Origin of the sequence: Micromonospora sp. C95 (assembly GCF_018070465.1) — a bacterium.
Taxonomy (GTDB): Bacteria; Actinomycetota; Actinomycetes; order Mycobacteriales; family Micromonosporaceae; genus Micromonospora.
Genome location: NZ_JAGPXT010000009.1, coordinates 66147 through 85564, shown reverse-complemented (window position 1 = coordinate 85564; position 19418 = coordinate 66147). Strand labels below are relative to the sequence as shown.

23 protein-coding genes and 1 tRNA gene are annotated in these 19418 nt (G+C 70.1%); 14 read left to right on the top strand and 10 right to left on the bottom strand.

Features of this window, described 5'->3' with window-relative positions; all coding sequences use genetic code 11:
* Positions 1-57: 57 nt before the first annotated feature.
* Entirely contained in the window at positions 58-1143 is a 1086-nt protein-coding gene (locus tag KBX00_RS13460; RefSeq protein WP_301547883.1) for a hypothetical protein, read from the top strand.
* Between the two features lie 67 nt (positions 1144-1210).
* Here KBX00_RS13460 and KBX00_RS13455 read toward each other — a convergent pair whose 3' ends face one another.
* Positions 1211-2119 carry a LysR family transcriptional regulator gene (locus tag KBX00_RS13455; RefSeq protein ID WP_210826777.1) on the bottom strand — a complete coding sequence of 303 codons (909 nt, stop codon included), beginning with the start codon at positions 2117-2119 and terminating at the stop codon, positions 1211-1213.
* Positions 2120-2189: 70 nt separating this feature from the next.
* Between KBX00_RS13455 and KBX00_RS13450 the strand changes: the two genes are divergently transcribed.
* The 6 genes from KBX00_RS13450 to KBX00_RS13425 all read left to right on the top strand — a co-directional run bounded on the left by KBX00_RS13450 (position 2190) and on the right by KBX00_RS13425 (position 8248).
* Positions 2190-3068, top strand: coding sequence for a dihydrodipicolinate synthase family protein (locus KBX00_RS13450; RefSeq protein ID WP_210826775.1), 879 nt, complete (start codon positions 2190-2192; stop codon positions 3066-3068).
* A 104-nt stretch (positions 3069-3172) separates the two neighbouring features.
* A complete protein-coding gene (locus tag KBX00_RS13445) occupies positions 3173-3580 on the top strand; it encodes a YciI family protein (protein ID WP_210826773.1) in 408 nt (135 codons plus the stop codon).
* A gap of 6 nt (positions 3581-3586) precedes the next feature.
* Positions 3587-4732, top strand: a complete 1146-nt coding sequence (locus KBX00_RS13440; protein ID WP_210826771.1) for an RNA polymerase sigma factor — start codon at positions 3587-3589, stop codon at positions 4730-4732.
* A gap of 179 nt (positions 4733-4911) precedes the next feature.
* A complete protein-coding gene (locus tag KBX00_RS13435) occupies positions 4912-5433 on the top strand; it encodes a LemA family protein (protein ID WP_210826964.1) in 522 nt (173 codons plus the stop codon).
* Between the two features lie 11 nt (positions 5434-5444).
* A complete protein-coding gene (locus KBX00_RS13430) occupies positions 5445-7313 on the top strand; it encodes a DUF2207 domain-containing protein (RefSeq protein WP_210826769.1) in 1869 nt (622 codons plus the stop codon).
* A gap of 86 nt (positions 7314-7399) precedes the next feature.
* Positions 7400-8248, top strand: coding sequence for an aminoglycoside phosphotransferase family protein (locus KBX00_RS13425; RefSeq protein ID WP_210826767.1), 849 nt, complete (start codon positions 7400-7402; stop codon positions 8246-8248).
* Between the two features lie 93 nt (positions 8249-8341).
* Here KBX00_RS13425 and KBX00_RS13420 read toward each other — a convergent pair whose 3' ends face one another.
* The 5 genes from KBX00_RS13420 to KBX00_RS13400 form a co-directional block, all read right to left on the bottom strand.
* Positions 8342-9106, bottom strand: coding sequence for an ABC transporter permease (locus tag KBX00_RS13420; protein WP_210826765.1), 765 nt, complete (start codon positions 9104-9106; stop codon positions 8342-8344).
* Positions 9103-9915, bottom strand: coding sequence for an ABC transporter ATP-binding protein (locus KBX00_RS13415; protein WP_210826763.1), 813 nt, complete (start codon positions 9913-9915; stop codon positions 9103-9105). Before KBX00_RS13415 ends, KBX00_RS13420 begins: the two co-directional genes overlap by 4 nt.
* Entirely contained in the window at positions 9912-10292 is a 381-nt protein-coding gene (locus KBX00_RS13410; RefSeq protein WP_210826761.1) for a DUF1048 domain-containing protein, read from the bottom strand. The genes KBX00_RS13415 and KBX00_RS13410 overlap by 4 nt, the downstream gene beginning before the upstream one ends.
* A 2-nt stretch (positions 10293-10294) precedes the next feature.
* A complete protein-coding gene (locus KBX00_RS13405; protein ID WP_210826759.1) occupies positions 10295-10642 on the bottom strand; it encodes a PadR family transcriptional regulator in 348 nt (115 codons plus the stop codon).
* A gap of 846 nt (positions 10643-11488) precedes the next feature.
* Positions 11489-12136, bottom strand: a complete 648-nt coding sequence (locus tag KBX00_RS13400) for an NAD(P)-dependent oxidoreductase (protein WP_210826757.1) — start codon at positions 12134-12136, stop codon at positions 11489-11491.
* Between the two features lie 94 nt (positions 12137-12230).
* Between KBX00_RS13400 and KBX00_RS13395 the strand changes: the two genes are divergently transcribed.
* On the top strand, positions 12231-12632 hold the full coding sequence (locus tag KBX00_RS13395; RefSeq protein WP_210826755.1) for a helix-turn-helix domain-containing protein: 402 nt from the start codon (positions 12231-12233) through the stop codon (positions 12630-12632).
* Between the two features lie 268 nt (positions 12633-12900).
* The gene (locus KBX00_RS13390) at positions 12901-13248 is read left to right on the top strand and encodes a hypothetical protein (RefSeq protein ID WP_210826754.1); all 348 of its coding nucleotides are present in this window, start codon (positions 12901-12903) and stop codon (positions 13246-13248) included.
* Positions 13249-13969: 721 nt separating this feature from the next.
* Here KBX00_RS13390 and KBX00_RS13380 read toward each other — a convergent pair.
* From KBX00_RS13380 to KBX00_RS13370, 3 genes are all read right to left on the bottom strand, one after another.
* The gene (locus tag KBX00_RS13380; protein WP_210826753.1) at positions 13970-14281 is read right to left on the bottom strand and encodes a type II toxin-antitoxin system RelE/ParE family toxin; all 312 of its coding nucleotides are present in this window, start codon (positions 14279-14281) and stop codon (positions 13970-13972) included.
* On the bottom strand, positions 14281-14565 hold the full coding sequence (locus KBX00_RS13375; protein WP_210826752.1) for a type II toxin-antitoxin system Phd/YefM family antitoxin: 285 nt from the start codon (positions 14563-14565) through the stop codon (positions 14281-14283). Before KBX00_RS13375 ends, KBX00_RS13380 begins: the two co-directional genes overlap by 1 nt.
* 458 nt (positions 14566-15023) lie before the next feature.
* Positions 15024-15629: a TetR/AcrR family transcriptional regulator gene (locus KBX00_RS13370; protein WP_210826751.1), complete on the bottom strand. Its 606-nt coding sequence runs from the start codon at positions 15627-15629 to the stop codon at positions 15024-15026.
* 132 nt (positions 15630-15761) lie between these two features.
* Between KBX00_RS13370 and KBX00_RS13365 the strand changes: the two genes are divergently transcribed.
* The 5 genes from KBX00_RS13365 (at position 15762) to KBX00_RS13350 (ending at position 18971) form a co-directional block, all read left to right on the top strand.
* A complete protein-coding gene (locus KBX00_RS13365; RefSeq protein ID WP_210826750.1) occupies positions 15762-16865 on the top strand; it encodes an aldo/keto reductase in 1104 nt (367 codons plus the stop codon).
* An 11-nt stretch (positions 16866-16876) separates the two neighbouring features.
* Positions 16877-17008, top strand: coding sequence for a nuclear transport factor 2 family protein (locus KBX00_RS29280; protein ID WP_301547881.1), 132 nt, complete (start codon positions 16877-16879; stop codon positions 17006-17008).
* 168 nt (positions 17009-17176) lie between these two features.
* Complete coding sequence (locus KBX00_RS13360; protein WP_210826748.1) at positions 17177-18094, top strand: NADP-dependent oxidoreductase; 918 nt, start codon at positions 17177-17179, stop codon at positions 18092-18094.
* 341 nt (positions 18095-18435) lie between these two features.
* A complete protein-coding gene (locus tag KBX00_RS13355; protein WP_210826746.1) occupies positions 18436-18720 on the top strand; it encodes a type II toxin-antitoxin system Phd/YefM family antitoxin in 285 nt (94 codons plus the stop codon).
* Positions 18717-18971: a Txe/YoeB family addiction module toxin gene (locus tag KBX00_RS13350; RefSeq protein WP_210826744.1), complete on the top strand. Its 255-nt coding sequence runs from the start codon at positions 18717-18719 to the stop codon at positions 18969-18971. The genes KBX00_RS13355 and KBX00_RS13350 overlap by 4 nt, the downstream gene beginning before the upstream one ends.
* Before the next feature lie 294 nt (positions 18972-19265).
* On the opposite strand, the gene KBX00_RS13345 is transcribed toward KBX00_RS13350, so the two are convergent.
* Positions 19266-19342 (bottom strand) — tRNA-Ile (locus tag KBX00_RS13345).
* Positions 19343-19418 lie beyond the last annotated feature (76 nt).

Sequence of the window (19418 nt, the reverse complement as noted above, 5' to 3'; positions counted from 1 at the left end):
GACCGGCACCCGGAACAGTGGCAACCAAGCATCGACTACCACCGATTGGAGTGGCCCATGTCTCTCCGACTCCGTCCCCTCTGCGCCGCCCTGGCCGCCATGCTGGCGGCGGCACTGCTGATCCCGGGTGCGCCGGCCACGGCCGCCACCGCCGACCGCTTCGGGTTCGCGTACGTCGCCGATCCCACCGTGCCGGTCTGGACGCCGCTGCCCGCGGCGTACCAGTTCGGCAGTTGGGCTGCGGGCCCGGTGGCCACCGGCGGCAAGGTCGCCCCCGGCCGGTTCCTGGTGCGGTTCCCGAACATCGCCCTGGGTTCCCGGGGCAACGCACACGTCACCGCCGTGGCGCGGGACGGCCGGTTCTGCCAGCTCGTGCGGTGGGGCAGCTCGGGTGCCGACGAGATCGTCGACGTGCAGTGCTTCCGACCCGGCGGCGTCCCGGCCGACACCCCGTTCACCGTGCTGTGGACGGTCAGCTCCGGCATCCTGCCGGCCGGCGTCGGGGCGTACGCCTCGGCACAGGTGTTGTCGAACGTCCTCGCGCAGTCGTACAACTCGGCCGGCGCGCCGGTCACCGTCGCAAACGTCGGGGTGGGCATCTACGCGCTGCGCTTCCTGGCCGTCGGCACGGCCGGCGCGCTCTCCGGGAACGTGCAGGTGACCGCCCAGCAGCCGAACGCGCAACCGCGCCGATGCAAGATCCTTCGCTGGGGCGCGACCGGCTCGGACGTACTGGTCTACGTCGCCTGCCACGATCCGGTCACCGGCGCGTTGATCAACAGCGACTTCACCGCCTCGTTCCATCGGGAGCGCTCGGTCTACGCGTCGTTCGGCCCACCGAAGTACTTCGGATACCTCGCGACGCCCTTCGTCGGTCCGACGAACTACTCCTACCCGCTCGGCGTGGGCGCGAACGGCTTCGGTCCCACCGGCCTCGGCACCTACACGGTGAAGTTCCCGGCCCTGCACGAGAAGAGCACCACGGCGCAGGTGACCGCGATCGGTGACGACCCCTCGTACTGCACCATCCAGTCCCGCTGGGCGCAGTTCGGCAGCGACGCGATGCTGCCGGTCGCCTGCTTCAGCAACGCCGGCCGGCCGCAGGACGCCGAGTTCAGCTCGACCTTCTCGTCGAGCGTCTGAGCCCGGCGGTCCCCGCCCAGGGCGCGCGCTGGGCGGGGACCGGCGACGGCTGCGACGCGACGGCGGCTCAGCACCCGGCCGGGTGCTCGCCGGGCAGGTCCGAGGCGGCGGCCCGCAGCGCGGCGACGCTCGCGGCCACCGCGGGATGGCCACCCGCACCCTGCCGGTAGGCGATCCGGGTACGCCGCCGGAGGGCGAGCGGGACCAGGACCACCCCGGCCGGCGGCCGCCCGACAGCCAGTTGCGGCACCAGACCGACGCCCTGGCCGGCGGCAACCAGGGCGAGCACGGCGGTGAAGTCGTCCGCGTGGTGCCGCACGGTCGGGCGGAAACCGGCCAGTTCACCCGCGTGCAGGGTCACCGAGTGGCAGAGCGTACCCGGGCTGCCCACGATCCAGTCCGCGTCGCGTACCGAGCGCATCGGGTCGCCGGTGAGGACCCGGTCCGCGCCGACGGCCAGGTAGACCGTCTCGTCCAGCAGCGGCACCGAGTCCAGGGCCGGGCCCGGCTCGACGGGCACGATGTCGTAGTCGTGCACGAGCGCCACGTCGAGGCGGCGGTCGCGCAGCGCGTCGGGCACCGCGACCGGGTCCAGCTCGGTGACCATCAGGTCGAGCGCGGGATGGTCCCGGCCGAGCGCGACCAGGGCGGGCAGCAGCAGGGTACGCACCGCACTTGGGTACGCGCCGATGCGTACCGTGCCGCAGAGCCCGCCCCGCGCGGCGGCGAGGGTCGCGTCGGCCGCCTCCAGCGCGGCGAGGACGACCTCGGCGTGCCGGACCAGCGCCACCCCGGTGGGAGTCAGGGTGACCCGCCGACCGGCCCGCTCCAGCAGCGTGACGCCGGCCTCCCGTTGCAGCGCCGCGAGTTGCTGGGAGACGGCGGACGGCGTGTAGGTGTGCGCCTCGGCCACGGCGGCGATGGTGCCGAGGTGGGACAGGTCCCGCAGCAGGCGCAGGCGGCGGACGTCAAGCATCAGTTCAGCTTACGTATTCGGTGAGTAATCGGAACTGGTGCTTCATCTTCTTCGGTCGGAGGCTGGAGGCATGACACCAGCCGGTCTCTACGTACCCATGATCACGCCGTTCGACGAGAGTGGCGCGGTCGCACCCGACGCGCTGCGCGCACTCGCCCAGGAGGTGCTGACCGGCGGCGCGGCCGGTCTGGTCGCCCTCGGCACCACCGCCGAGCCGCACGCCCTCGGTGCCGCCGAGCAGCAGATGGTGGTCGACGCGATCGCCGCGGTCTGTCGGGAGCACCGGGCCGGTCTCCTGGTCGGCGCGCACACCGCGCCGGAGCTGCGGGCACTCGCCGGACGACCCGAGGTCACCGCGGCGCTCTGCCTGGTCCCGCCGTTCCTGCGCCCCGGCGAGGAGGCGGTACTCGCGCACTACACCCGGTTGGCCGAGGAATCACCGGTGCCGCTTGTCGCGTACCACATTCCGTACCGCACCGGGCAGCAGCTGGGCGTCGGCACGTTGCGCCGGATCGCCGGGCTGCCCGGCCTGGTGGGCGTCAAGCACGCGGTCGGCGGCATCGACGCCGACACGATCGCCCTGCTCGCCGACCCGCCGTCCGACTTCGCGGTGCTCTGCGGCGAGGACGCGTACGTCTCGCCGCTGCTCGCCCTCGGCGCATCCGGTGGGATCCTCGCCTCCGCGCATCTCGCCACCGCCGACTACGCCGACCTGGTCGCGGCCTGGCGCGCCGGCGACGTCACCCGGGCCCGGCCGCTCGGTCACCGGCTCGCCACCCTCTCGGCCGCGCTGTTCGCCGAGCCCAACCCCGCGGTGGTCAAGGCGGTGCTGCACGCCCAGGGCCGCATCCCGACGCCACTCGTCCGCCCGCCGCTGCTGCCCGCCACGTCGACCGCCACCACCCGGGCGTTGTCCTGCCTGGCCGCGGTGCCGGCGGTGCGGACCTGAAACTCCGCCGGAGAAGTTCTCGGCGGCATGTCGAGAAGCCGGGTCGGGCTCCGTCCCAGCTGCGAACACGGCCACAATGGCCCGTAGCCGACAAGGAGCATCCGATGGCCAAGTACCTGCTGCTCAAGCACTACCGTGGCGGCCCGACCCCGCTGTACGACGTACCGATGGACCAGTGGACGCCCGAGGAGATCTCGGCCCACGTGCAGTACATGAGCGACTTCGCCGCTCGGCTCGAAGGCACCGGCGAGTTCGTCGAGGGGCAGGCGCTCTCCCCGGAGGGAACGTTCGTCCGTTACGACGGTGCGGGGCGACCGCCGGTCACCGACGGCCCGTTCGCGGAGACCAAGGATCTGATCGCCGGCTGGATGGTGATCGACGTCGAGACCTACGACCGGGCGCTGGAGCTGGCCGGCGAGCTGTCGGCGGCACCGGGTGCTGGCGGGAAGCCGCTGCACGAGTGGCTCGAGGTGCGGCCATTCCTGACCGAGCCGCCGACCATCTCCGAGTGACGCACCGTGGATGAAGCCGTCCTGCGGACCGTTACTCCCGCCGTCATCGGCATCCTCGTCCGTCGCGGAGTCGACTTCGCGACGGCCGAGGATGCCGTGCAGGACGCGCTTGTCGAGGCCGTCCGGACGTGGCCGACCGACCCACCGCGCGACCCCAAGGGCTGGCTGGTCGCCGCGTCCTGGCGGAAATTCCTCGACGCGGCCCGCGCGGACACCTCGCGGCGACGGCGCGAGGCCCTGGTGGAGATCGAGCCCGCGCCCGGACCGGGCGAGCCGGTGGACGACACGCTCGCGCTGTATTTCCTGTGCGCGCATCCGTCGTTGACCCCGGCCTCGGCGGTGGCGCTGACGCTGCGGGCGGTGGGTGGCCTGACCACCCGGCAGATCGCCCGGGCCTACCTGGTGCCGGAGACGACAATGGCGCAGCGGATCAGCCGGGCCAAGCGGACCGTCAGCGGAGTCCGGTTCAACCAGCCCGGCGACGTCACCACCGTGCTGCGCGTGCTCTACCTGGTCTTCAACGAGGGCTACTCCGGCGATGTCGACCTCGCCGCGGAGGCGATCCGGCTCACCCGCCAGCTGGCGGCCAGCATCCGGCACGAGGAGGTGGCGGGGCTGCTCGCGCTCATGCTGCTGCACCACGCCCGCCGGGCGGCTCGAACCACCGCCGACGGCCGCCTGGTGCCGCTGGCCGAGCAGGACCGCAGCCGCTGGGACACCCGCCTGATCGCCGAGGGCGTGCAGGTGCTCCAGAACGCCCTGGCCCGCGACCGCCTGGGCGAATTCCAGGCGCAGGCCGCCATCGCCGCGCTGCACGCCGACGCCCGCACGGCCACGGAGACCGACTGGGTGCAGATCGTCGAGTGGTACGACGAACTGGTCCGCCTCACCGACAGTCCGGTGGCCCGCCTCAACCGGGCCGTCGCGGTCGGCGAGGCCGACGGAGCACGAGCCGGCCTGGCCGCCCTGGCGGGCCTCGACCCCGGCCTGCCCCGGTACGACGCGGTCGCCGCCTACCTGCACGAGCGTGACGGTGACCTGGCAACGGCGGCGCGGCTCTACGCCAAGGCCGCCCGATCGGCGCCCAGCCTTCCCGAAATCGACCATCTCACGCGACAGGCCGCCCGACTCAACGCGCTGCTGCGCCGGTGAACGCCGCCAACCGTTCGCCTGATTGCGGCCGGCCGCCGGTGTCCCCATGCTCGTGCCAGTCGGGGACGCCATCGGCGATCAGCCACGGCCGTCTTCCACGGGACGGGATTCGGGGAGTTCGGGTGGAGACTGGTTTCATCCTGGGCGCCGGAGGGCTGTTCTGCCTGCTGGTGACGGTGATGATCGGCTGGGCACTTGCCGCCTACAACCGCCTGGTCCGCCGACGCAACCAGGTGCAGGCCTCGTGGGCTCAGATCGATGTCCAGCTCAAGCGCCGGTACGACCTGGTCCCCAACCTGGTCGAGACGGTCAAGGGTTACGCGGCACATGAGCGCGGCACGCTGGAGGCGGTGCTGGCCGCCCGCAGCGGCGCGATCGCCGCCACCGCAGCGCCCGGCGTGCCCGCCCGCGCGGGCGCCGAACATGCCCTGACCCAGACGCTCGGTCGACTGTTGGCGCTGGCGGAGGCGTACCCGGACCTCAAGGCGAACCAGAACTTCGCGGTCCTTCAGGGTGAGCTGGCACGAACCGAAGACAAGATCGCCTACGCGCGACAGTTCTACAACAGCGCCGTCCAGACGTACAACACCACCACGCAGTCCGTCCCGAGCAACCTCATCGCCGGGCTGGGCGGCTTCCGGCCGATGGACTACTTCGAGGCCCTCGACGGGGAGCGTGCCACCGTCCAGGTGCGCTCCTGACGAGGCGCCCGGTGGACCCCCGACTGCTTCTCGACCTGGCGGTGAGCGCGGTCGCCCTCGCCGCCTGGTTCGCCGCGTACGGACTGGTCCGCGTGCTCACCCGGCCGGCCAGTCCGACGCCCGCGCCGGCCACCATGGAACTCGGGACCGAACCACCCGCCGTGGTCAGCCTGCTGGTCAGCCGGTGGTCGGTGACCGAAGACGCGGCCGAGTCGACACTGCTCGACCTTGCCGCCCGTGGCTTCGTCGAGTTGCGTCAGCCGGACGACGATCCGATGCGGACCACGCTGCACCTGCCGCCGACACCGCCCGACGACAGTGGGCTGCGGCCGTACGAACGCCGGGTGCTCGACCGGGTGCGCGGGCTCGCGGTCGACGGCATGGTACCCCTGACCGCGCTGACCTTCCGCGACCGCGCACAGGCGAAGACGTGGAACCGGCGGCTGCGAGCGCAGGTCGTCGCGGACGCCCGGGCTGCCGGGCTGTCCCGGCGGCGCTTCGGCCCCACCGTGACCAGCCTGTTGACCGCCGCCGCGGTGGTCGTCGCAGTGGCCATCGGCATCGTCGTCTGGCACTACAGCATCTGGCACCAGGCGGAGGAGAACCTGGCCATCGAGGCCGGAACCGCAACCTTCGCCGCGCTGACCGCCATCGCCGGACTGTCACCCGGCGAACGCGACACGCCTCTCGGCCGTCAGGTGGCCGCACGCTGGCTCGGGGTCCGGGACTGGCTGCGCGGACACGAGCAGTTCGACGAACTGCCCCCGGCGTCGGTGGCCATCTGGGACCGCTACCTGAGCTACGGCGCGGCCGTCGGCGCCACCCGACTGACCAGCACGGTCCTCGACCTCGGCATGGGCGACAGACGGCTGCTCTGGTCGTCGTACGGCGGCACGTGGCATCGGGTCCGGGTACGTTATCCGCGCTTCTCCGCCCGCTACGGCCAGACGCTGCCGAAGCTGCTGCTGCGCGCGGCGATCAGCATCGCGGTTGGCGGGTTCCTGCTGAAGGTCTTCGGCGCCGCCTTCGACCTCGTGCCCACCTCGGCCGACCAGGCGGAGCGGGCCTTCGCGTTCGTGGCCGACGGCATCGTCGTGGTGGGCCTCGTGCTGCTGGTGTCCGGCGGCCACACCCTGGTACGCGGCGTCACGGACCTCGTCACGGAGCGAACCGTCACCGGCGAGGTGCTGTGGCTGGAGGTGTGGCGCACGACGGGCCAGGGCGAAGACCGGCCGGCCCGACCGTGGCTGCACTACCTGGCGGTGGACGACGGCACCGGCGACCGGACCACCGCCTGGGGCCTGCCCAGCCGGTGGGCCGGCGACTGCCAGGACGGGGACCTCGTGACGATCCGGGTCCGCCCGTGGACCCGGCGGGTGGTCGCCTTCTCGGTCGTCGGCCACGGCCGCTCCCGACGGTTGGTCGAGCCGATCGGGACCGACCAGACGTCTAACCCGGTGGTCGAACGCGGTGGGCGAGCCGGTTCGCCGCAGGCGGGGCGCAGGGCGGCGGGGCTGTTCACAGTGGACGAGGTCGGACAGGCGCTCGGGCTGCCGGTGCGACCCGCCGAACGACTCGACCTACCCGGCCCGCTGACCGCTGTCCAGTTCCGTGCGGCCGGCGACGGTCGGCCCGTCCTGGCGGTCGCGACGCTGAGCGGAGTGGCGGCCCAGTGGGTCTGGCGGCTCAACTCCCGTGGGCAGGAGCTGCCCGGCATCGGCGACGAGGCGTACGCATCCGGCGAGCGGGCCGTCCTGCGGGTGCGGGACAGCATCGTGCTGGTGAGGGTGCTCGGTGACGCCCGTGACCGGACCGCCCGCCTGCCGTGGCTGCTGGCGCAGGGCACCGCCCGGCTGCCCGCCGCACGCGACGGCGGATGATGCCGTCAGGCTCGGTCGGCCGGCGCGTGGCCGGTTGGCCGGCGGGTGATCGGGCGGACGGACCTCGACGAGGCGGAGTGGGGCGGATGGTCGAACGGGAGATCCTGACGGGCGGCGGCGTGAACGAGGTCGTTCGGATCGGCGACACCGTGCGTCGCCCCACCGGGCCCTGGTCGGCCCGGGTTCACGACCTGCTGCGGCATCTCGCTGCCCGGGGCTTCGCGGCGGCACCTCGGGTACGCGACACCAGCGAGCCCGGCTTCGAGATCCTCGACTTCCTGCCGGGCGAGGTGTCGAACTATCCACCCACCCCCGCGGCGGCCTCGGTCGAGGCGTTGGAGAGTGCGGCCGCGCTGCTGAGGGCGTACCACGACGCGACAGCCGAGTACGCGCGGCGAGCGCCACGCGACGGCTGGCAGGTGGCGGCGACCGAACCGGTGGAGGTCATCTGTCACGGTGACTACGCGCCACACAACTGTGTGCTCGACGGCAACCGCGTCGTCGGCATCATCGACTTCGACCACGCCCAGCCCGGCCCCCGGATCTGGGATGTCGCCTACGCGGCCTACCGATGGGTGCCGATGACCGCACCGGAGAACACGGACGGCTTCGGCACCGCCGAGGAACAGGCCGCCCGGCTCCGCACGTTCTGCGACCGCTACGGGCTGAACGACAGCGGGCGAGCCGGTCTGGTCGACGCCGCCGTGGCCCGGCTGCACGCACTCGTCGACTTCATGCACGCCCAGGCAGCCGCCGGCAACGCCGCCTTCGCCGGTCACCTCGCGGATGGACACCACATCCAGTACCTCAACGACGCGAGGTACGTACGCGCGCAACGCCTGGTCTTCGAACATGCCCTGGGTCGCGGCCGATCGGGCGACCTGCGTGGCGAGGGCCGCCGCCGTAGCGAGGATCGGCAGCCGGGTCACCACTGACCGCCCGGCCGAACTCACCCCTCGGGTGGCCGGACCGCGCAGCAAGGCGGCCCCGCATCCACAGGGGACGCGGGGCCGCCTTGCCACGACCGGCTAGCTGATCTTCTTGCGGTAGATCGCTGTCGCGCCGAGGTACGCGACCACGAGCAGCCCGACGCACCAACCGAGGGCGATCCACAGGTCGTTGCCGACGGGTTCCTGGGCGAACAGCGCGCGGAGAGTGTTCACGATGGACGTCACCGGCTGGTTCTCGGCGAACCACGCGACCGGACCGGGCATCGAGTCGGTGGGGACGAACGCCGAGCTGATGAAGGGCAGGAAGATCAGCGGGTAGCTGAAGCCGCTCGCACCGTCGATGGTCTTGGCGGTCAGGCCCGGCATCACGGCGATCCAGCTGAGGGCGAGGGTGAACAGGATCAGGATGCCGGCGGCGGCCAGCCAGTCGACCACGGATGCGCCGGTGCGGAACCCCATGATCAGGGCGACGCCGATGACGATCACGAGCGAGGCCAGGTTGGCGATGAGTGAGGTCAGGACATGCGCCCAGAGTACGGAGGGCCGCGAGATCGGCATCGACTGGAAGCGCTCGAAGATGCCGCCCTGCATGTCCAGGAACAGGCGGTACGCGGTGTAGGCGATGCCGGACGCGATGGTGATGAGCAGGATCCCCGGCAGCATGTAGTTGATGTACGACTCACCGGTGCCGGTGTTGATGGCTCCACCCAGCACGTACACGAAGAGCAGCAGCAGCGCGATCGGGGTGATCGCGGTGGTGATGATGGTGTCCGGGCTGCGCAGGATGTGACGCAGGGAGCGGCCGGTGAGGGTTCCGGTGTCGCTGAGAGCGTGGGCGGTCATCGGGATTCCTCTCCTGCGGGCGTGGCCGGCTGGTCGGCGGTGTCACTGGTCTCGCCGACGAGGGCGAGGAAGACGTCTTCGAGGCTCGGCTGCTTCTCGATGTACTCGACCTTGGCGGCCGGGAGGAGTTGCTTCAGCTCGGCGAGGGTGCCGTTCTGGATGATCGTGCCCTTGTGCAGGATCGCGATCCGGTCGGCGAGTTGCTCGGCCTCGTCGAGGTACTGAGTGGTCAGCAGGATGGTGGTGCCACCTTCGGCGAGCTGCTTCACCGTCTGCCAGACCTCGATGCGGGCCTGCGGGTCGAGGCCGGTGGTCGGCTCGTCGAGGAAGACCACCGGCGGGTTGCCGACCAGGCTCATCGCGATGTCGAGCCGGCGGCGCATGCCGCCCGAGTACGTCCCCGCCTTGCGGTTGCCGGCATCGGTGAGCGAGAAGCGGGCGAGCAGATCGTCGGCGATCGTGCCCGGGTCCTTCAGGTGGCGGAGCTTCGCGATCAGGATCAGATTCTCCCGGCCGGTGAGCACCTCGTCGACCGCGGCGAACTGGCCGGTCAGGCTGATCGACTTGCGTACGTCGGCCGGAGCCGAGGAGACGTCGAACCCCTGGACGGTGGCGGTGCCGCTGTCCGCCTTGAGCAACGTCGACAGGATCCGCACCAGCGTGGTCTTGCCGGCACCGTTCGAGCCGAGCAGCGCGAAGATGCTTCCCGCCGCCACGTCGAAGTCGACGCCCTGCAGCACGTGCAGGTCCTTGAATGACTTGGTGATGGCCTGCACCCTGATCGCAGGTTCGCGAGCCGTGGTGGTCATTCGCTCTTCTCCTCACCGTTGTTGTCGTCAGCAGCGTCGATCGCCTTGCGCAGGCGCTCGCGCTCCCTGTCAATCCACTGCCTGCCGGCGTACGCCTGCAGGAACGTCTCGGCGAACTCGACCGGGTCGTCCCCGACGATCGTGCGGACCGGCGTCCCGTCGGCGACCGCGCGCTCCCAGAGGTCGGCGAAGTCGCCGAGCATGGTGGTGAGCGTGTCGCCGTCGAGGATCCCGCCGTGGTACATGAAGTACCGGTGCAGCGCCTTTGCCGCGCCGCGATGGGGCTCCGGCAGGGCCTCGATCCGGGCCATGAGGTGCCGGTACTGCTTCTTCTGCTCGAGCGACCCGAGGAGTGTCTCGATCCACTTCGCGGCCATGCTCATGCTCCCTGGTCGTGTTGGTTGCCGTTGTGGTGGAGCTGCTCGATGCGGTCCGCGAGGACGCGCCACGTCCTCCAGAACTCGGCGAGTTGCTCGCGCCCCTTCGCGTTGAGCGAGTAGACCTTCCGTGGGGGACCCTTCTCGGAGGGAACCTTCGCCACGTCCACGAACCCGCGCTGCTCGATGCGGACGAGCAGCGCGTAGATGGTGCCTTCCGCGATGTCCGAGAACCCGCGCTCGCGCAGCCACGCGGTGATCTCGTAGCCGTACGCGGACTCGCGCGCCAGGATCGCCAGGACGATGCCTTCGAGGGTGCCCTTCAGCATCTCTGTCATCTGGTTGCCCACACCATCGCCTCCTCGCTACCAAGCGTCGCTGACTACTGGTAGACAGTAACACTAGGTACCAGTAGATAGCAACGCTGAATACCGAGGGTTTCGGCACGGGACCATTCGACGCCGGAGTCCACATGACGCTGGCCCGGTGGCCCTACGACGATCGGGACAAGGAGGTGACCCGCAGCGCCGGAACGATCCCGAGCGCTTCGGGCGCGGGCCGAGGGCCTGGGTCGTGCGCCATGGCGTGGCCCCTCACCAGCACGGGTTGTCTCCTCGACAGCGACATCCAGGCCGCCACGAGTCCGGGCTTGCCGCGTGACCGTCGGCCGCGCCACGACGGAGACGACACTGCGATCAAGCCGGACCTCCTGGTACGAGCCCAGAGCGCCATCGATCAAACCAGCGACACACCGTCGCGTCGCTTCATCGATGATTATGGCAGCTAGATCAGCAGCGGCGGATGCCAGAAACCACGATGTGGACCATGCCGCCACGGCATTGGCGAGAGCCGCAGCGCCGCACCACACCTTGTCGCAGAACACCCATCGGCCGGCCGGATCGAGGGGGCCGCCCTCACCTGGGCGGACCTGTTCACGCACCGGCTCGCCGAGCCGGTGCGGACTTGTCTGGCGGTCACTCGCTCCCCTGCTGGTGCCGCTGTGGCTTGTGCTTCTGCTGACCGGACTGATCGTGCTCGCCAGGCGGCAGATGCCGACCAGCCCCGCCGCCGAGACCACGGCTGCCGTGAACGGGACCAGCCCGAGCGCCAGCGGCGTTGACTGACCGCCGGTGGGCCACGGCGGAGACCGGCCAGCTAGACGCGCGCTGACCGGGCTCCGCCCACACCGTCGCGGGTCAGTACGCCAGGTTGAGGTGAGCCCGGTGGTGCTCGCGCTTCTCGATCAGGTCGACGAACCCGAGCGCGTAGTCCGGGCCGGAGATCGCTCCACCGTCCCCGGGCTCGACGGCGACGTCGTCACCGACCCGGTACGTGCCCAGCCGCTCGCCGGGCACGTGCGCCCCGAACCTGCCCGCCGGGCTCACGAACACCCAGTCGAGCGTGCTCGGCGTGGCCGGAAGGTCGTCGGTGACCAGCGCCGACACGGTGATGAGCTCGTTGTGGTACTCGGCGGGGGCGTGGCTCAGGTCAGCCACGAAGCGCGGCGCGTCGGCGGCCGGGCGTAGCGACGAGAAGCCCCCGACGACGTACAGCGGGATCCGCTCGGCGTCGGCGATGCGCGCGATCGTGGCGTACACGTCGCGGAAGGAACCGGCCAGCGGACCACGCGGCGCGAGCGCCCCAACCACAACGTCGGCACCGGAGATGACCGAAGTAAGCGCCGCCTCGTCGGTGACGTCGCCCGAGACGTACGTCACGCCCGGGACGGGTTCGGCCGGAACCGACCGATTGAACGCGGTGACCTCATGACCGCGAGCGGCGGCTTCGGCGACGATCGCCGACCCGGCGTAGCCGGTACCGCCGAGGACGGTAATGCGAGACATGGAAGTTGCCCTTCTTTCCGATTTGCGGGACCCCGTGATCGGGCATCTTTGGTTACCATAGGAGACCAGATCTCTATCGGAAAGAAGGCACTTTTTGGTAACCAAGCAGGCCGCGGCCCTCGGCGGCGACCCATATCAGGCCGACTGTCCGACTCGACGCATCCTCGACCGCATCGGCGACCGGTGGACCGTCCTGATCGTCAGCATCCTGGGCGACGGCGACGCCCGCTTCTCCGAGCTTCGGCGGCGCATCGAGGGCGTCTCGCAGAAGATGCTCACCCAGACCCTTCGCGGGCTGGAACGCGACGGCCTCGTACGCCGTACGGTCCACCCGGAGGTGCCGGTCCGCGTCGAGTACGCGCTCACCGAGGCCGGCCGGACACTGTTGGGGCCGCTGCGTGCACTCCAGCAATGGTCGATCGACCACCTCAGCGACGTGTCTGCATCGCAGGACGCCTACGACAAGCGGTTGGCGCCACGGCACCACGGCACGTGAGGGGATTACCCATCCCGTCATCAGCCCTCCACCACGATCACGCCGCGCCTCTCCGCGCTCGGCGCTCGGTACGCGTGCTGCTCACCACCGCGGCCGCCGGCCTGGTCGGCTGGTCCGCTGTGCTGCTGCGTTCGTCACGGCTTCCCCGCCACCTGCCGGCCTCTTGCGGATGCGGACCGCTGCTGAGGAGTCCACTAACGTTGGTCGGACGGGAACAGGGACTCCTCGCGCGGCGTCTGGTGCGATATGGACTCTGATGGAGGTTGGCGTGGTCTGGATCGGCCCGGCGAGTGAGAAGGAAACGACGGTGCCTGACCTTGTCGGCCTGAGCGTTGAGGCCGCATGGCAGGTCACTACGGATCACCACCTGAAGATGACCAGCGGTGATCCCGACGGGCCGCCCCTGAGTCAGTTGACCTCGACGGGCGTCTGGCTCATCACAGACCAACAGCCGCCAGCTGGGACCACGATGCGCCGCTACGGCTCGATGGCGGTCGTCGTTGAGCAGGTACCGGACAACCTGGCTGGCGACCGTGAACCGCGCCGCCCGTCGCCTCGTCTGGATGGCCTCGGTGCCGAATTGAACCCCGCCACAGACAGTGATCCAATCCGGTAGACGTCCGACTTGGGCGGCACGGCTTGCTGCGGACTCGGTGCGGACCGAGGGCGTCGGTCCGGAACCACCCGCGACGATCGCCGGTGATCCGCTTCCACTCAGGTTGGCCGGCCCGACCGCGTCAGGACACCGCGAGCAGTCGGAACTCGCAGCGGACGCCGCTGGCCTCGGCGAGCCGGCTGTCACCGGTCAGGAGTGGGCAGGCCAACAACTCCATTAGGCATGCAGCGTTACTCGCTCGCCGGGAAAGACTCGAGGCTTCGTTCAACCGGTTCGCATGACGACTGCGACGCGGCCGAGAACCGCAGTTCAGAGAAGCCCGTGGGCGGGCCCCTCACTGCGCTGACCGGACTCGGGCGACGCCGGTCCGGCATGCAGTCCTACCTGGTCCCGAGCATGAGCCCCAAGCCGAACAGGAGGAGACCGAGGACGGTGGATGCAACGGTGACCGCGTTCCACCCTGAAAACGTCCGGCGCGCCCAGTCCTCGAAATCAGATCTCACCGGCTGAGCCAAGCACCTCTTTCCGAACGTCGCAACGGTCACCCTCCAGATCACGACCGGCCTACCGGAGCCCCGATTGTCGCGCGGTCTCCGCTCCCCCCGGTTCCTGGTGGAGCCAAGGGCCGCACAGATGGCCGGCCGCGCCGGTGTTCACGTCCCCGGCCGGCGCACCCCTCCGTCTGGGTATCCGTTTCGGGTGGGCCGTTGGTGACACCGCACTAGAAGCGGTAGGCGTCGCGCCGGTGGCGGATTGAGTGGATCTCCACGACGCGTTTGGCCTCGTTGATCCGGTAGATGATCCGGTACGTGCCGCGGCGGGCGGAGTGGAAGCCGTCGAAGGGCTCGTCGAGTGGTTTGCCAGCCCGATAGGGGTTGACTGCGATCGCGTGCTGGATGGTCTCCGTTGCCGCGACCGCGACCTCCAGCGGCAGGTCCTCGTGCAGGTTGCGGCGGGCCTGCCGGGAGAACATCACCGTGTACGGGCTGGCTGTCTCCCGCGCGTCGTCCCGCCGCCCGCCTTGCGGAGGCATCAGGCCGCCCTACCGCGACGCCGTTCCAGCTCGGCGCGAACCTCGTCCATCGCGAACGTATCGCCGGCGGCGAAATCCTCCCGCGACTGGCGCAGATCCGCGAGGGCCTCGTCGTCGGAAAGCAGGTCGAGCGTCTCCCGCATCGACTCGTACTCCGCGACCGAAATCAGCATCACGTCAGCACGGCCGTTGCGGGTGATCGTGAAGCGATCGTGCTCCCGAGCGACCCGGTCGGCAAGCTCGGCGATCCGAGCCTTGGCTTCCGTGATCGGAATGGTCTCCATGGCGACCACTCTAGCAACCGGTCAGAATTATGACCACTTCCTTCGCCCTGGTGAAGCAGTCCTGGTCAGCGGCGCTACGGAACGGAACGCATTCGCTGAGCTGTCCGGGATGCGGAGTTGATCGGTGATACGAGCACGGCGAGATACTGGCCTTGGCCTGCGGCTTCGCCGCGCTGGCCCCTCCGGTTGGGCATCCGTTTCAGGTGGGCCGGAGGTCCCACCATGCGAACCAGCCGGCGACCGCCGCCGGCAACCGTTGCCGCTGCCTTTGGGCAGGTCAGCCCGATGAGGCGGGATTCCAGCGTCGGACCTCAGGTATGTCGGATGATCACCCGGCGCCAGGTGGTCGTACTGCCCGGGTCGCCGACCGGCCGGGATCACTGAGACGCGCAGGTGCGGCTCACGCCTGAGGACGGCGGCCTGGAGCATTTTCGCTCCAGGCCGCCGCCGACCGACCGTCAGGCCGTGCGGGCGCCAGCCCGCAGGCGTTCGATGGTGAGGTCGAGTACGGCCTCGAGGTGGTCGATCCTGCCGGTGGCGAGCAGCAGCAGTACGCCGCCCTGGATGCCGGCCAGCAGCGCCGCCGCGGCGCGGTCGGCGTCCACCTCGGGGGCGATGTCCCCGGTCGACTGCATGTGCCGGATGCCCTCGGTGATCGCCTTCTGCCAGCGCCACATGAGCCCGGTCACGATTGCCTGGGCGCCCGGCGCGCGCCGGCCGGTCTGACCGAGCAGACCGTTGAGCGGGCACTTCACGCCCTGCGCGAGGTAGCGCTCGATGAGCCGGTCGCGCCACGCCAGCCAGGCCGGCCACGACGTCAGGTTGCTCAGCATCGGCTCCTGGTCGATGAGCACCTGGTCGGCCTCGTGCTGTGCCACCGCGAGCAGCAACTCTTCCTTGCCGTCAGGGAAGTAGTGGAAGAGCTGCCCCTTGCTGGTGCCGGTGTGGGCCATCACGTCCTCAAGGCGTACCTCGTCGACGCCGCGCTCGCGGATCTCGGCGGCCGCGCCGGCGACGATCCGGGCCCGGGTCGCCTGGCCCTTGCGGGTCAACGCCCGTGTCATGGGACCTCCTGGTCTGCATCTGCGGGTCCAACCCTAGCCCAGGTTTTGGACTTGCAGGTCCATTTTTAGCGAGCAAAGGTCGGGGACACGCGGCCCGCACCGGGCCGACACCATGATCGGGAGGACGCACCGATGAACCACTACTACCTGCTCGGGCGGTCCGGTCTGCGAGTCAGTCGGCTGGCGCTGGGCACCATGAACTTCGGCGTCGACGGTTTCCATGCCGCGTACGGCAAGCCCGAGGAGGAGGCCGAGCCGATCTTCCGCCGATACCTGGAGGCGGGCGGGAACTTCATCGACACGGCGGACTTCTACACCGCCGGGCAGAGCGAGAAGATCCTCGGCCGCCTGATCGACCAGGCCGGCGTCCGCGAACGGCTCGTGCTCACCAGCAAGTTCACCAACACCGTCGACCCGACCGACCCGAACGCCAGCGGCAACGGCCGCAAGCACATCATGCGGGCCGTGGAGGCGTCGCTGAGTCGGCTCGGCACCGACTACATCGATCTGTACCTGCTGCACACCTGGGACCGGATCACCCCGGTCGAGGAGGTCGTGCACACCCTCGACGACCTGGTGCGCGCCGGCAAGATCCGGTACGCCGGCCTCTCCGACGTGCCAGCCTGGTACGCGGCCCGGGCACAGAGCTACGCCGAGGCGCACGGCCTGGCCCCGATGATCAACCTACAGCTCCCCTACTCCCTGGTCAGCCGGGGCATCGAAGCGGAGTACGTGGCGATGGCCCAGACCGTCGGCATGGGGCTGACCGCGTGGAGCCCGATCGCCAGCGGCCTGCTCAGCGGCAAGTACCGGCGCACCGGCGACGGCCTGAGCGGGACCGGCCGGTTGACCAATCCCGACGCCGGAGGTCGCGCGGTCAGCCCCAGCGAATGGCAGGTCATCGAGGCCCTGGAGAGCGTGGCCGCCGACCTGGGTCGCAGCATGGCCCAGGTCGCGATCAACTGGGTCGCCACCCAGCCCGCCGTCGCCTCGGTGATCATCGGGGCGAGCAGCGCCGAGCAGGTCGGCAGCAACTTCGAGGCGCTCGACTTCGAGATCCCCGCCGACGCCCGTCGCCGCCTCGACGAGGCCAGCGCCCCGATCCTCGGAATGCCGTACGGCATGTTCACCCCGCAGTACCAGTCCTGGGTGGTGAGCCCCGGCCTCGGCGTCGGCGACAAGCCGGCCGGCTACGCCCCGCCGGTGTTCAACGGCGCCGCCCAACCCACCAAGTGAAGGAACCTGACATGACACCGAGCAACGACACCCTGGTTCGTGAGTTCGTCGAGGCGTTCAACACCAAGGACGCGGACCGCCTCGCGCCCTACCTGCACCCCGACGCCCTGGGCTGCCGGGCCGGCCGGTGGCGCCGGTCATGACCATGGCGATCTACGAGATCCGCGACGGCAAGACCGCCGCCTGGCGTGACTACACCAACCCGCAGTACGCCAGCAAGCTCGTCAGCGGCTGACCCGCCCCCGTGACCGTGGCCGTTTCGGGTCGTGGCCACGGGCACCTCTCTCCGCCGCAAACCCCCTGGAGAAGACATGCACGCCATCCGAATGCACGAGTACGGCGGACCGGAGGTGCTCCGTTACGAGGAGGCCCCAATCCCCGTCCCCGGGCCCGGCGAGGTCCTGATCAGGGTTGCCGGCACGTCGTTCAACCCGGCGGACGCCATCATCCGGGCCGGAGTCCTGCACCACTCTCATCCCGTCCGGATGCCACACATCCCTGGCACAGACGTCGCTGGCACGATCGTCGAACTCGGCGCGGATGTCACCGGCCGCGCGATCGGCGACCAGGTCATCGCGGCTCTGCCGCGGCCGGCGGACGGCGCTACCGGGGAGTTCACCCTCGCTCCGGCGGCGACGGTGGTTCCCGCGCCAACGAGCATCCCGCTCGCCGACGCCGCCGCCCTCCCGGTCGCCGGGCTCACCGCCTGGCAAGGCATCCACGACCATCTTCGGGTACGGCCCGGCCGGCGCATCCTCGTCAACGGCGCGGGCGGTGGCGTAGGCCGGTTGGCCGTGCAGTTCGCCAAGCTGGCGGGCGCCACCGTCGTGGGCGTCGCAGGCCCGGCCAGCATCACGGCAGCCCAGTCGGCTGGCGCCGACCAGATCCTGGACTACACCGTCGACCGGCTGACCGAGCCGGTTGACGCGGTGTTCAACACAGCACCCATAGACGGGTCCGGCCTGAACCGGCTCGTCACCCTCATCGAGCCAGAGGGTCAACTGGTCTCCATCACCTCGTCCGCGTCAACGGACCGCCACCACGCGGTACGCGCGATGGTCATGACCGTCCGCTGGGATCCCGCCCAACTCGACGCGATCGCTCGCGGGGTGGATGCGAACCAGATCTCGCCGGGCGTCAGCGAGCGCCTCCCGATGACCGAGATCGTCGAGGTGCACCGCCGCCACGCCGCCGCCCGCCTCTCGGGCAAGGTCGTGCTCATTCACTAGGCCCGACACGGAAGGCGCAGGCGGCCCGGGCCAGTTGCAGACCGAGCCGACAGCCGGTGAACCGCTCGAAAAGCGTGTGAGCCTTAACCATTCCTCCAGACGCCACTCCGGCGGTTCGCATGGTGACCACATCCCGCCACGAACCAGCAGGTCAGCCAAATGCGTGGGCCGGAGGTACCACCATGCGAACCACGCCGCCACGATCGCCGGTGACCTGCTCCCGCTACGCCCACGCCGCTCCTGAGCCTGATCGGCAGTTCAAGGCCAGACGTTGGACCAGCTGACGAGCAGTCCCGACAGCTTGTACAATTTATTGTACGTAGCGTTTGGGAGGCAGCAGCATGCGCACCGTTCCCTACTCAGAAGTTCGGCAGAACCTGGCCAAGATGCTCGACCATGTCGTGGACGACGCCGAGGAAGTGGTGGTCACCCGCTCCGGCCGGGAGGCCGCAGTCATCATCTCGCTGCGCGAGTACGAGTCGCTGAAGGAGACGGCCTACCTGATGGCCAGCCCCGCCAACGCGCGCCGCCTGAATGAAGCCGTCGAAGAGCTGCGCAACGGGGGTGGGGAGATGCACGACCTGATCGACCCCGACACCGGTTCAGGCGAGGCATCGGCAGCGTGAAGGTCCAGTTCGCCGGCCGAGGCTGGGAAGACTACCTGACCTGGCAACGAGATCGCCAGATGCTCAAACGAGTGAACACCTTGATCGAGGACATCCGACGCAACGGCCACCAAGGCATCGGCAAACCGGAGCAGCTCCGCGGCAACTGGGCGGGATTTTGGTCGAGACGCATCGACCAGGAACACCGCCTCGTATACCGGATCATGGACGACACAGTGCAGATCGCGCAGTGCCGCTACCACTACGAATGAGGTACCGGGCCACGCCCTCATTGCGGGACCCGGCACCGATCGACCGAGTGGCGGTCGGGTGGCCGTGAGGGTAGGCGGCGCGGTGCCAGACGGGCCGGGCTGTTGTCCTACGGCGAGTTGCATGACGACGGCACACGGACCGCCGCACGGCCGTGTCCCTCGGCGGAGCGAGCCCTCGTCATCATTCGCACGAGCAACGAATCCCGCGTGTCGATCCTGACGCTGACGCGGTACGACACCGGTCCGGTTCGCACAATGGTCGATCAGCCATGGAGGAATTGCAGCTCATGGCTCTGGTGGGGCGGGCGGGACTCGAACCCGCGACCGAGGGATTATGAGTCCCCTGCTCTAACCGGCTGAGCTACCGCCCCGGCACCGGGCCGGATCTTATCCCGCCCAGCCGATCATCGGCCAACGCACCGTCCCGACATGGTCTCGCGGTCCGAC